This window comes from Streptomyces sp. NPDC107471 (assembly GCF_055582845.1).
The window spans coordinates 1-13,961 of record NZ_JBVJPC010000026.1; the positions used below are offsets into that span (position 1 = coordinate 1).

Sequence of the window (13,961 nt, forward strand, 5' to 3'; positions counted from 1 at the left end):
CTGAGTGCGACCGCGTCGGCGACAGCCGGGCCGACTTCTCACAGAAGCACCGCCGCCACGGCGTGAACGTGCAGGTCGTGGCCGATCCCACCGGCAACCTGCTGTGGATTTCGCCGGTGCTGCCCGGCCGTACCCATGACCTGACCGCGGCCCGCACCCACCGCATTATCCGGATCTGCGAACGCCAGGGCGTTCCGATCCTCGCCGACCGCGCCTACATCGGCGCCGGCCTCTGGGGGACCACACCGATCAGTCGGCTACCGAACCGGGACCTCACCACGACCCAGCAGACGATCAACCGGGCTCTGTCAGCGGCACGGGCACCGGTCGAACGGAGCGTCGCGAGGCTGAAGTCCTGGCGCATCTTCCGCCGAGCCCGCTGCAGCCCCAACCGCATGACCGCCATCGCCGCAGCCATCCTCACCCTGGAACGTCAACGCTGAAAAGGCTCACTGACCATTCGTCAGATCCACACGTCCGCAGGACGTGTGGATCTGACGAACAAGATCCGCTTTTGATACACGGCCTAGAGCTGCTGCTACTCAAACCAGTGAGTCTTGGGCCATTCCGGCATCCAATCAGTATCGCGACGCCCGCTGAATACGTTCAGTAGCCAATCGGTAAGAGTCTCGTCCGACTCGTACCAGTCGTGCCAATTCCTCCGAAAGGCAGACACAGTCCACCTCCCACTCCCACGATCTTCGAGGAAGAACTTGTCGCCTTCGATTGAATGTCCCCAATGGAGCATGCCTCCGGCATCAGGGAGTACTGGCCTGGGAATAGTTGGGTGACCTTCCCGAACGAACCCACTCATCCACTCCCCTTTCTCTGCCATGAACTTCGGACCGAAGATGAACATATAGTCGGAGATCAGGAGGTCTCCGTAAATTGAACAGAAATCTTTCACCTCCTTTGGCAGTGTGATGCCGAGGGTGTGTTCTGCGGTATCAAAACTTCTCCCGCCTCCCTCCGTGGGGGCCCCTAGCAGGCCTTTCAACTGATCCAGAGACGACATGTACCCCTCCAATGGAAACTGTCACCAACACTTGTACGTAGCTTCCGCGTTATTGTCGAATTCGCAACGCACTTCCGCCGATCCGAACGACAGGAATTTTATCTTAGTCGGGATCACAGAATTTGGGTCACCATACACCGGCGTCACCTGGACCATCTGTCTGCCGCCCGCCTTGATTGATTTGACTACAATCTCTTCACCTTGTTTGTACATTCGGTCATTGGCGGATTGGTACATAGGAACAAAATTCCTGGTGTCCTTGTTCGATCCCCCCATTGCAAACCCGATCAGATGCCCGCGCGCGCGATTTTCTGACGGCAAATCCAGCAAACCGGGAAGCTGGAAGGAAAGACCCGGACGAGGAGGTGGGGTGTAATCGGCCTGGGTCAGGCTAGCGAATGCTCCCGTGGCGACACACTGGCCCGCGTGCTCTCTGCGCGGCAGGTACACCATGTTACCCCGGGCATTGAAGCCTGCTCCTGTGTCACATCGGTTACTCCGATCACGGTCGGGCCCTTCCACTGAGCCGTCGCTCTCGTTTACTCCCTCAGATGCTTGCACGAGGACCGGGTCCAGTGTGGTCAGATCATCAGGCTCCAACGAGGCCATGCCTCCCACTGCCATGTTTTCAAACACCTGCCGGTCGATGACGATGGCGCGGTTGAGGGCGCGCTGTTTGATGGCGGTGGTGTCGACGCGGGGTTTGGGGACGGGAGGGCGGGTGGGGGCGGGGACGGGTTTTTTGCCGCGGTTAGGGTTTTGTGGGATGCGGGGCTTGGTTGGTGTGGTGGTGCCGGTGCGTCCCTTTCCGCTGTTGCCGCGGGTGTATCCGCCGCGGTAGGTGGTTGAGTTCTTGCCGCAGTTGTAACTGCATCCGCGGTTGGTGGTGCGGCCCTTGGGAGTGCCGTTTCCGGTGCGAGTGGTTCGGGTGTTGTAGCGGCTTTCGATGCGCTGCAGTTCCCGGGCGTTGCGTCGGGCCTGTGCCCTGGTGATGTTCCGGCTGCTGGCGGTGCCGCTGCCCGTGCTGCGGGGACGGCTGGTTGAGGATCGTCCCTTGGTGGTCCTGGGGCGCACGTATCCCTTCGGAGCGCCGCCGGTGCCCTTGCCCCCGCGGGCCGAACCCACGAGAAAGCGGCTGTCGCTGCTGCCGCCGCCGCAGGCGCAGACGTGGCCGGTGGGGTCGGTGCCGGTGAGGGGGGTGTTGTTGGCGTAGCCGTAGCGGTTGGCCTGGGCGGACGGGGTGGTGTCGAGTTGCCAGGTGTCGCGGGAGGTGAAGGATCCGGTGCTGGGCTGGTACCAGCGGGCGGCCATGTTGACGTCGCCGCTGGTGGGGTCGGTCCAGCCGGATTGGTAGCCGACGGCTGAGGTGGTGCCGGTGGTGGCGGTCTTGGTTCCGAAGGGGTCGTAGGCGGTGGAGCCGGTGAGGGCGGTGGCGTCCGGGGTCAGGCCGGCGACCAGGTCGGTGTGCTGGTCGGTGAGCGTCCACTGCTTGGTGGTGCCGGTGGCGGCGGACAGGAGGGCGCCGTCGGGGGTGCGGTTGTAGCTGGTGGTGCCGTCGTCTGCGAGGTTGTTGGAGCCGCCGTCGTAGGTGAAGGATGTGGTGCCGCGGGTCTGGACGCGGTCCAGGGAGTCGTAGGTGTAGCTGGCGGTGCCGTCGGTGGTCTTGCGTTCGAAGGCGTCGAAGGTCAGGGTTCGCACCGAGCTGCCGCCGCCGGTGTCGACTGAGGCTTGGGTGCCGCGGGCGGTGTAGGTGTAGGTCGTGGTGCCGTTGGTGAGCTGGCGGTTGCGGGCGTCGAAGGTCGCGGTTATCGAGCCGGCCTTGGTGCGGTTGCCTGAGGCGTCCCATTCGTAGGCCACGGTCGTGGTGGCGTCCTTGGTCCAGGACTTCAGACGGTTCGCTTGGTCGTAGGTGTAGGTGTTGGCGGCGGCGCCCGCGGTGCCCGTCGTCTTCTTGGACGTCAGGTTGTCGTCCAGGTCGTAGCCGTAGGTGAGGGAGGCGACCGTGGTGGTGCCGGCCGGGTTGGTGACGGTGTCACTGCTGAGGCGGCCCAGGTCGTCGTAGCCGTAGACGCGCTTGGCAGTCGCTGTATAGGCGGTGGCTCCTGCGGGTTTGGCCGCGTACTGCTCCAGGCGTGGGCGTCCGGCGGCGTCGAAGTCGTACCAGATCTGGTTGCCGGTGATGGAGTCCTGGACCCAGTCGATGCGCCCGGCACTGTCGTAGCCGTAGGACGTTGTTCCGGCGGTGGTCTTGCGGTAGGTCATGCTGCCGTCGGCGTTGTAGCTGTAATTGGCTTCGCCGCCGGGGCCGTTCGCGGTGAGGAGTTCCCCGCGGTCGTTGTAGGTGTAGGTGTTGCGGGTGGTCCCGTCCGCGGTGGCGACGGCGGTGAGGCGGTCTGCGAGGTCGTACTCGAGGGTCCGGGCCGTGGTGGCCGCCTCGGCACCGGTGCCGGTCTCCGCTACCAGGCGGCCCAGGCCGTCGTAGGTGCGTTCGCGCTTGACTCCGCCCGGCAGCAGTTCGGTCACGGCCTGGCCGGCCTTGTCGTAGACGGTGGTCCAGGTGCGGTCGGCGGCGCTCGGGTGGGCGGTGGTGGAGGGCTCGATCGTCGACTCGGGCAGGCCCCAGCTGTTGAAGGTGTAGGTGGTCTTGTTGCCGCGGCCGTCGGTGAGACGGGTCTGGTTGCCTGCTGTGTCGTAGCCGAATGAGGTGGTGATCGACTCGGTCGATGAGACGGGCTCGATCTGTGTGGTCATGCGGCCCAGGGCGTCGTAGGCGTAAGTCGTGCGGGCTTTGGTCTGTGCGGAGATCGAGGCTGTCTGGTTGCCGTCCACATCGAATTCGGCGGAGTCCGTGCGCAGGGGAGTGGTGCCGGTGCCGTAATCCGTCGTCGCGGTCAGGTTGTCGAGTGCGTCGTAGGCGAGAGTCGTGCGGCGGTTTGTGGCGTCCGTCGTCTGTGTCTGCCGGCCGAGGCTGTCGTAGTCGAATGTGGTCGTGCCGGCCGGGTCGGTGACGGTTCTGGTCTCGCCTGCCGGGTTGTAGGTGGCGGAGGTGGTGATGCCGGACGGGGTCGTCGAGGCAATCTGGTTGTCAGCGTCGTCCCAGGTGTAGCGGGAGATGAGGTTGGCCGTGGTGGGGTAGCGCTCGACGGTGGTTGCGGTGAGTTGTCGGCCCAGTTCGTCGTACGTGGCCTCGGTGCGCGCGCCGATCGGGTCGGTGATGGAGAGCTGAAGGCCGGTGGGCGTCCAGGTGTAGGCCGTGACCGCACCCGCGCCGGCGCTCGTGAAGGACTCGGTGGTCAGGTCGGTGTCGGGGGTCAGAGCCGCTGCGAGGGCGTCGGCCGCCGGGTCGGTCTTGTTGATGACCTGGCCGAACTGGTCGTAGCTGAAGCTGGTGACCCGGCCCAGCGGGTCAGTGACTGTCTGCGGCAGGCCCATCGGCGTGTAGGTGGTGCGGGTGGTGGCGGTCAGCGGGGTGGTGGAACCGGGCGGGGTGTAGTCGGGCAGGGTCACCGCGGTGGTACGGCCGAGCCGGTCGACCTCACTGCGGGTCACCTTGCCGCGGGCGTCCTTGGCGTCGATGGCCTCGCCGAAGGTGTTGTAACCGGTCAGCGTGGTCGGCTTCGACGCGGTGGCTGCGGCGCCGTTCTCCTCCGTCTGCACCGTCGGGGCAGTCTCCTGCACGAGGCGGCCCAAGGCGTCGTAGCGGTACGTCGTGGTGTACGCGCCCGCATCAGAGCCGGGGGCGTTGCCGCGCGGGCTGACGGTGGTCAGCGGCAGGCCGCGGTCGTCGTAGGTGCTGGTCGTGGTGTGCGTGCTGGTGCCGTCGGTGACGGTCTGCTGCGTGACGTTGCCTGCCGGGTCGTAATCCGCCGTGGTGGTGAGCTTCTTGTCGCCGGTGATGGTCTGTGTCTGCTGCTTTACGCGGTCGTCGGCGTCATAAGTGAAGCTGCTGGTGCGGTTGAGTCCGTCCGGGTCGAAAACGTTGGTCGTGGTGCGTCCGAGCGCGTCCACGGCGAACGTCTGTGTGGTCTTGCCGCCGCCGGTGACCTGCCGGGTCATGTTGCCTGCCGGGTCGTAGGTGCTGGACTCCAGGACGATGTCGTGGCGGCTGCCGTCGGCCTGGGTGACCTGCCGGGCCGTGGTGGTCGCTGCGAGATCGTCGTCGTAGTAGGTGTACGCGGTGGTGGCGCCCATGGCGTCGGTCGTGGTCGCGAGGCGGCCGGCCGGGTCGTAGGCGTTGGAGACGACGGTCAGGTCTCGGACCGTGCCCGAAGGGTCGCCGGTCCAGTCGTCCAGGACGGTGGTGGCGTGCTGGCCGCGGGCTGTATAGGTGTGCGTGAAGTGAGTGCCCGCCGGGTCGGTCATGGCAGAAAGACGGCCGAAGGCGTCGTGTTCGAACAGGGTGGTGTGCTGTTCAGCGTCGGTGATGCTGTCGTTCAGACCGTGCGCGTTGTAGTGGTAGAGCGTGCTGCGGGCCGTGTCGCCGCCGGTGGTGTCCTCGGTCTTCTCGGACAGCAGGTTGCCGTCCTCGTCGTAGGAGCGGGTGATCCTGGCGGCGTGGGTGGTGCCGGTGACCTCGTTCTTCACCCCGGCGCCCGTCTCGGTGACCAGGCGTGAGGCGTTGTCGTAGCCGTAAGTGGTAGTCACACCGCTGGGGAAGGTGTCGGAGACCTGCTTCTCGGAGGTCTGCCGGCCCAGGCCGTCATAGGTGTAGGAGGTGACCAGCCCGGACGGTGAGGTCACCTCGGCCAGGTCACCGTTGGCGTAGTAGCGGTTGCTGGTGGTAGCGCCGGCGAACGTGACCTGCGAGGACACCAGCCCGGCCGGGATGGTGCCGCCACCTACTGCGGCCTCGGTGCCTGCGGTGTAGTTGGTGCGGGCAGTGCTGTCGTCCGCTCGGACCGTCGAGCTGGGCAGGCCCTGGGTGTTGTAGGTGTAGGCGGTGCGGTAGCGGTCGTCCCGGAAGTCGCTGGAGCGCTGGTCGCGGTAGGTCAGCTGCTTGTCGTTGCGCAGGTCGAGCGGGTCGCTCGTATTGAGGTAGTAGGAGGCGAAACTCGTCCAGCACGAGTCGGCGTCCCGGCAGGTCGTGGTCGACACGACGTTGCCGCGCGCGTCATGACCAGTCACCGTGGCATGGCCGTTGGGGTCGGTGACCGTGTGCAGGTTGCCGACCGTGTCGTAGGCGTACGAGGTGAGCGCACCCAGAGGGTCCTTGCGCGCGATCACGCGCTGACCACGCAGGGCGTCATAGCTGGTCGTGCTGGTGCGCTCGGCGGGGTCGGTGACCGTCACGGTGGAGGTCAGGCCCGAGTCGGCTGCCTCGGCCTGTGCCCGGTAGTGGGCGGAGACCTGGTCGGCGCTCAGCGGGCTGCGGTAGAGCGCGACCTCGTCCAACTGCCCATTGAGGTAGTAGGTGTTGGAGGCAAGTCCCATCCAGCCGGAGCTGCCGTAGCCGCCGCCGAGGTAGGCGTAGGTGCGGGACTGGTCGACGATGGTGCCAGTCAGGGAACCGACCTTGACGCCGTCGAGGTAGAGGGTCTGGGTGCTGCCGGAGCCGGACAGGGCGACGTGATGCCACTCGTTGTCGGTCACCGTCTGGGCGGAGACGATGGGGGTGGCCCCGCCGGAGGTGTAGAACTGGCCGCGGAGCTTGCCCGCTCCGTCGATGTTCAGCACCGGCCGCCAGGAGGTCGGGGTCGTTCCGACGGGCGTGTCCTGGAAGCCCAGCAGCACGGCCGACGGGGTGGCGGTACGGAACCACATTTCGGCGGACATGTCGGTGGCACCGGCGAGGATCGAGCCGGGGATCTGGACGGTGCCGCCGCCGGTGAGCTTGACGGCACGGTTGTCGCCCGCGCCGAACACACCGCTCTGGTCGAGCTTTGAGGCGTTGCCCGCGTCAGGCCGGAAGGTGGCGGTGAGGCCAGTGCCGCCGATCTCGCTGGCCAGCGCGGTGCCCTGGGCCTCGCCGAGCCGCCAGTAGGCAGCCGGTGCATCGGCGACGGCGACGCCGTCGTACTGGTCGCCCCTGCCGGTCACAAGGCTGCGGCGCGCCTGGACGTGCTGGCTGGGGGCGTCAGTCTGGCCCGCGGCGGCTGCACTGTAGGACCATGCGCCCGACTTCTGGACGAAGCTCACCAACGCCTTGTCGTAGAAGGCAACTTCGTCGATCTGACCGGTGAAGTTGCGGTAGCCGGCGTCCTGGCCGTCCCAGCCGGTGGAGGAATAGCCGCCGCCGACGAACACCTTGCTGTACCGGTCGGCGACCACACCAGTGGCAGTGCTGGCCTGGTAGTCGCCGTCGACGAACAGGGCCTGGATGCCTTCGTTGCCGGTGAGCAGGACGTGGTGCCAGGTGTTGTCGGTGACCGCTGCAGCGGAGACGAGTGCCGAGGCGCCGCCGGAGAAACGGCCGCGCAGCTTGCCGGCGGAGTCGATCAGCAGCAGGGGCCGCCAACCCGTCGGGGTGTCACCGAAGTCCCCTGCCTGGTTGGCCACCAGCACACCGGACGTGCTGGTCTTGAACCACAGTTCCAGCGACATGGCTGTCTTCGTGCCGAGCGATTCGACGGGCATGTCGATCGCGCCGTCCCCTGTGAAGCTCGCCGCGGTGTCGTCGCCGTCGGCGAAGATGCCCGCACTGCCGAGCCGGGCACCATCCAGATAACTGCCCGCGTAGTCATCGCCGAGGGGGCTTGCGGCTTCGGCGCCGCCGCGTTCGCCCAGGCGCCAGTAGCCGGTGGGGCCACTGCGCTGGATAACGTCCGCGTAGGAGGACGAGGCAGCCGAGTAGGCGGGAGCCGACACCTTCCAGGTGCCGCCGTTTTCATCGGTGTGCTGCGACAGGCGCCCGTTCACCGGGTCGTATCCGGCGGTGGCGTGCACGCGGCCGGACGGCAGGGTCACCTTGGTGATCTGTCCGATCGCGGTGCGTGCCGCGTAGTGCTCGGTGATGGTCGCCGGGTCCAGGGTGTGGTCGTAGAAGGCGACTTCGTCCATCTGCCCGGTGAAGCGGTACTCGCCTTCGGCCAGGCCCATCCAGCCTGAGCTGCCGTAACCTGCGCCCAGGTAGGCGTAGTCACGGGACTGTTCGGTCACAACGCCGTTCAGGGAGCCGACCTTCGCCCCGTCCAGGTAGAGGGTCTGGGTGTTTGCCGCGGCGGTGAGCACTGCGTGATGCCAGGAGCCGTCGGTCACCGCCTGGGAGGACACGATGGGCGTGGCGCCTCCGGAGGTGTAGAACTCACCGCGCAGTTTGCCCGCGCCGTCGATGTTCAGCACCGGCCGCCAGGAGGTGGGCTTCTCGCCCAGCTCGGCGTTCTGGAAACCGACCAGGACACCCGAAGGCGTGCTGGTCTTGAACCACAGCTCGATCGTCGGGGACGCCGCCGTCTTGAGGGTGTCCGTGGGCAGCTCGACCACCGAGTCCGTGCCATCGAAGCCCGCCGCCGTGTCAGTGCTACCAGCGATCGCCGCGTCGGCACCGAGCACAGTGTCGCGGTGAACGGCGTCGTTCAGGCCGGTGCGCGAGACCGCTTCGCTGGCAGCAGCCGAGCCCTCGCTCTCGCCCAGCCGCCAATAGGAAATGGGGGCCGAGTCGAGTACGCCGCTGCGGTAGACCGAGCCGTCGGCGTACTCGTACACGGTGCATTTGGTGGTCGAGGTCGGCGGGCAGACTGTGGTGAGGCGGTCGCCGGAGTAAGTGTATTTCCAGGTCAGGCCTGGAGTGTTGGCGTCCACCGCGCTGGTGGTCACGGTGGAGACGTGCCCGCCGGACCAAATGAAGGACAGCGAGCGGCCCGACATCACATCGGTGACCTTGCGTAGTTCGCCGCCGTCCTCGGACTCGTGGGTGAGTTGCTGGACGCGGCCCGCGCTGTCCTTGACCCCGATGAGTCCTCCGCTGCCCAGAAACAGGTACGTGCTGCCGGACCGCTCGCGCAGCGTCCAGCTCTCGGCATAGTGCGTCAGCGTGTACGTTCCGTCGGCCGGGCCGGAGTAGGTGCCGTCGGCGTTGCGGCCGAACCGGATCTGCGTGCCGTCGGAGAGGGTCACCAGGACCGTCGCCGTGGCCGGCTCCTCACGCAGATGCATGTCCCAGCGGGTCGACCAGCCGCTGCCGAAGGCGTTGTCACGGCGTGGGTCCAGGGAGTTGTAGGTACGGGTGACCGCCAGCTCCGGGCCCACGGTCGAGATCGCCGCGTCGGTGGCCGCGGTGACGTAGTTGCCCTCGCGAGTGCCGATTTCACCACCCTCGTCGGCGCCGCCGAGGTTGCCGGTCACCGCGGGCTGCGGCACCTGCGTGGTCAGCAGCGCCGCACCCGGGCGGGTGGAGGTGGCCGAACCGTCATAGGCATACCCGTACCAGGCATAGTTCTTGCCCCAGGACAGCCAGCCTGAGGGAACGGCCCACTGTTGCTCGGTGCTGCGGGCGCCGGTCTTGCAGTTCTTGCGCAGGTTGTTGCCCTCGACCTCGCAGACCTCGAAGGAGTACTGCAGCGTCGCCTTTGGATAGCGGTCGGCATCGGTGCCCTTGGCCCACAGCGTCGGCGTGAGGCTGTCCACGGCGAGGCCGCTGCTCGGGGACTCCGCGGTCAGCTGAGGCGGGATGTTCACCGAGGAGAGTTTGACGCCGGCGCCGGGCACACCGGCGGTGGTGAAGCGGCTGACACCGACGTCGTCCATCGTCCACACCACCGTGTAGGTGGCCGGTGTCAGGGGGGCGATCTTTGCGTCCAGGGTCACGCTCTCACCGGGCGAGATGGCCTGCGGCATCTTCGTCCACCGGATCTTCGAGCTGTCGGTGATCTCCTTGCCGCCCGCGTCGAAGAGGTTGTAGCGCAGTTGGTAGTTGCCGCCCGCCGGCCAGGTCTCCTGACCCTGATTGGTGACGGTGAGCGCCTCGACGCCCTCGGTGGTGGCCGTCACCGGGGCGGTGAAGTCACCGAGCTTGTAGGCCGCGCCGTACTTGGTCCACACGACATCCAGGCTGGGCTTGCCGTTCGGGTAGTCATCGGAGCCGAAGTGCTTCCAGCCCTTGGAGTCGGTCGAGGACGCCTTCACCGCCAGGCCGTAGTTCTTCCTCCGGGCGTGCGTCCAGTCATCAACGAGCTTGCGGCCCGCCGAGCCCAGCTTGATGCTCTCCCAGGCCGCGCCGCACGACCAGGTCGATGCTCCGTCCGGCCTCCAGCCGTGCGCGAAGCTTTTCGACGCCAGCGACGACCCCGTCGACGGGCCGGGCCACTTCGACGTCGTCGACTCCGCCCAGTTCGAGGTGATCGGATGCACGGTCACCGGCCGCGCCGTGCACGACTGCGACCAGGAGTTGTAAAGGGCCAAGTTGGCGCCCAGCACGTAGGCGTTTTTGAGGGTGGTCTCCAGACCGGTGAAGCGCATGAACGAAGCAGCCTTGTGACTGCCGCCGTCGTACGTGCCAACCTTCAGGACTTCAGAGGAGGCGAAGTTGCTGTTGTACGGGTACTCGACGTAGGTGCCGGAGGTCGCCTCGACTGACTTGACGGAGGGGTCGACCCGCACGGGAAAGACACGCTCGGGCGCGGACAGCCAGCCCTTGTCGAGCGTGACAACCAGGACCTGACGGCCGCTCTCCTCGACCAGGCTGAAGGTGACCCCAGAGGAGACCACACCCTCGTTGGAATCCGGAGCGAGGTTCGAGTCCTCCATCCACCCCGCCGGAGTCCAGGCTCGGACCGTGCCGTCAGCGTCGCTGAATACGACATTGCCGTGCTCGTCGATCGCCGCGGTCAGTCCCTGCAATTCCAGCGGAAACCGCCACTCGGTGGGCGCATTAGCGTTCTTGAGGATCAGCGTCTCCTTGACCGAGTTGCTGCCCGCCACGAACTCCACATCGGCGTGAGGGCGCACGTCCTCATACGCCAGGGTGCTGCCATCGGTCTGCCCCAGGGCGGTACTGGCCTCATGGACGCCGTATCCGACGGAGACCCCCTCATCGACAGTCATCCGCACGACGGGATCGGCGTCGGCCGTTCCACCGAACTCGATCTGAGCCTCGGTGGACTCCGTCTCGAAGCCGTCCTCACCGGCGCTCATCGTGCTCGGGCCAGGGGCCTTCGCCGGGACGAGCGAGGTGTCGATGGACTTCCAGCTCCCGTCCTTGGCACGGTAGTTGACCGGCTCGGTGTAGAAGCGTGTGGTGTAGGTGCCGTCCGGGTTGACGTAGGTCCGCTCACGCTCAGCGCGCTTGCCCTTGACCTCCCTGCTGCGTTTGGCGTCAAAGCCCTCGGGCGCGACTGTGTCGGGAACCTTGACCTCTTGGGCGGCGCCGGGCTTTGGTGTCGTCCCTGCGCTGGGCAGCCGAGTGATTCCGGCGTCCTGCTCCGCGGGAACCTCGCCGCGCTCCGGCAGCGCCCTGACGTGTCCGCCCTTGGCGGAGGCGTCCGTTGCATCGGCCGAAACGGTGTGACGGCGTCCTGCTGCCGAACCCCACCGCTGATCCGGAGCGTTCTTAGTTGGTCCACTGCTCCACTGATCGACGGCCAGGGCAGCCTGTTCAGTGCCCGTGAGCACAGCCAGCACGAACGCAACAGCAGCGACAAGCGAACGTGCCGGATGCACGAAACCCCCCACACCTATGAACCAAGAATGGAGAGATTTTTAGATCATCTTTACAACGGTCCACAAGAGGCGCACATGATTCATTGGATATGAAGTGACGATGATCACTGGCCATTTGTTGCCAAGAAGGCCATTCCGGGCACGCCACACCACCACGAGAGGTTTCATCGCCTCGACCACATAAGCGGTATTAACCTTCTTGCCCGAGACGAAGGCACACAGGGCGGCTTCAAGTTCCCGGTAGGAGTGGGCTGTCGGTGATGCCCCAGATCCGGAGGGCGTGTTGGGGTGCGTCCCGGATGGCCCGGGTGGTCTTGGCGATGTTGTCGGCTCCGAGCAGTCGCAGCCTGCCGATGGGCAGGTTCCGCAGAGCGGCCATCACCCGCGGTGCGCTGCCGGTGTGGACGGTGGAGGCGTCCTCGGCGAACACCACATCTCTGACGTGGTGGCTGGAGTTTTCGATTCCCCAGTGCCCGCGCACGTATCCGACCGGGTCAGAGGGGCTGGCCTGGTGGGTGTCGAGGCTGGTGACGGCGTAGACCGTCTCCCGGGTCTGCCGCTTGCCGCTCTCCTGGCGGCGCCGGTGGATGCGCAGGGCCAGCCGGGTTTCCGGGAAGGCGATCCCGCCCAGGTTCGCCGCGATGGCCATGGTCTTGACCGAGCGGGACTCCCGCCACCCGTGCCCGGTTGCGGAGACGGTGTGCGCCACGGGCACCTCCTCCCACGGCAGGGCCTTGAGCTGAGCCGTGGCGGTCGGCTGATTGCCCTTGATCACCGCGATGTAGTGGGCTTTCTTCTCCTGCACCAGCCAGCGCACCTGGTCCTTGACGCTGTGCAGGGCGTCGAAGGTGACCACGGTGCCGGCCAGGTCGAGTGGTTCCAGCAGTGGGCGAAAGGCGGCCGTCTCGTTGGTCTTGGCCCCCACCTCCCGCTGGGCCAGGGTGACGGTGGGGGCGTGGGTGACGGCGGACAGCAGGTGCCGGTGGCGCTGCTGTTGGTGCGCGGACCCGGACAGCGCCTTGCCGTCCACCACGATCGCCGGCCGCGGCGCCGGGCCGGTGGTGGCGACGCCGGTGTGGTCGCGTTCGGTCAGGTAGGCGCCGATCACGGCGTCCAGCACATCGCCGTCGATGGCGGCCAGGATCCGGGTGAGGGTGGCATGGGACGGGGTGCGACGGCGTCCGGGCAGGTGGCGGCAGATGCCGAGTTGTTCCAGCACTGTGGTGGTGGCGCGCTGGCCCCACTCGGTGATCTCGGTGATGGTCCGGGCGCCGGAGACGACTGCGCAGGCGCAGACCAGCAGCAGGCCGATCAGGGGATACCACCGCCCGCGGCGCGACCGCGGGTCGGGTAGCAGGACCTGCGCCACCAGTCAGCGAACGCCTGGGCGGAGCTGGACGACAAGGACCCCACAGCGCTGGCGCCGATCCCGTTCTGGGCATGGGCCGACAAGCGCGACGAGGTACTGAAGATCCTGCGTCCGCACCGGGAGGAGCCTGCCTTCAAGTTCGTGTGGCCGCTGCTCGCGGAGGTGCTGCACCTGTGCACCGCGACGGCGACGTCGGCGGCGATCGAGATCAGGCCCTCGTGCCCGCCCATCGACCGCATCCCGTCGTTCGTGCGCGCCCGTCGCCGCGTCTACCTGACCGCGACACTCGCCGACGACAGCGCCCTGGTCACCGACTTCGGTGCCGACCCGGCGCTGGTGACCAAGCCCGTCACGCCCGGCAGCGCCGCCGACCTCGGGGAACGGATGATCCTGGCCCCGGTAGCCCTAAACCCCGACCTGGACGACGAGGCCGTCGGCGTACTGGCCCGCCAGTTCGCCGACGGCGACCAGGACGGCGACGGTATCGCCGAGACCGAGCCGGTCAACGTGGTCGTACTGGTGCCCAGCGACCGGGCCGCCGCGAACTGGGCGCCCTACGCTCACCACATCTGGCGGGTCGGCGACCTTGAGACGGGCGTGAAGGAACTCCAGGCCGGACACGTAGGCCTGGTGGTCCTGGTCAACAAGTACGACGGCGTCAACCCCCCGACCGGTGCCTGCCGACTGCTGATCCTCGACGGCGTTCCCCGCCCCCTGGACGGGGTGGAGCGGCACGAGGCCGTCGCGCTGGCCGACAGCACCGTCCGCCTCGCCAGGGAAATCCAGCGGTTCGAGCAGGGCATGGGCCGCGGCGTGCGCGACGGCGAGGACTACTGCGCGGTCCTGCTGCTGGGCGCCAAGCTCGCCACGGCCATCCACGAAGCCCGTCACCTGGCCCTGTTCTCCCCCGCTGCACGTTCACGCCGTGGCGGCGGTGCTTCTGTGAGAAGTCGGCCCGGTTGGCGCCGACGCGGTCGCACTCGT

General features: G+C 67.1%; 4 protein-coding genes. 2 read left to right on the forward strand and 2 right to left on the reverse strand.

Features of this window, described 5'->3' with window-relative positions; genetic code table 11:
* The coding region (locus ACZ66S_RS40515) for a transposase family protein (protein ID WP_469906599.1) at positions 1-443 on the forward strand (443 nt) is incomplete at its 5' end.
* 593 nt (positions 444-1,036) lie between these two features.
* Here the strand turns inward: ACZ66S_RS40515 and ACZ66S_RS40520 are convergent.
* Positions 1,037-11,560, reverse strand: a complete 10,524-nt coding sequence (locus ACZ66S_RS40520) for a LamG-like jellyroll fold domain-containing protein (protein ID WP_469906600.1) — start codon at positions 11,558-11,560, stop codon at positions 1,037-1,039.
* Between the two features lie 277 nt (positions 11,561-11,837).
* Positions 11,838-12,977, reverse strand: coding sequence for an ISAs1 family transposase (locus ACZ66S_RS40525; RefSeq protein ID WP_469906601.1), 1,140 nt, complete (start codon positions 12,975-12,977; stop codon positions 11,838-11,840).
* Positions 12,978-13,118: 141 nt separating this feature from the next.
* Between ACZ66S_RS40525 and ACZ66S_RS40530 the strand changes: the two genes are divergently transcribed.
* The coding region (locus tag ACZ66S_RS40530; RefSeq protein WP_469906602.1) for a P-loop NTPase family protein at positions 13,119-13,961 on the forward strand (843 nt) is incomplete at its 3' end.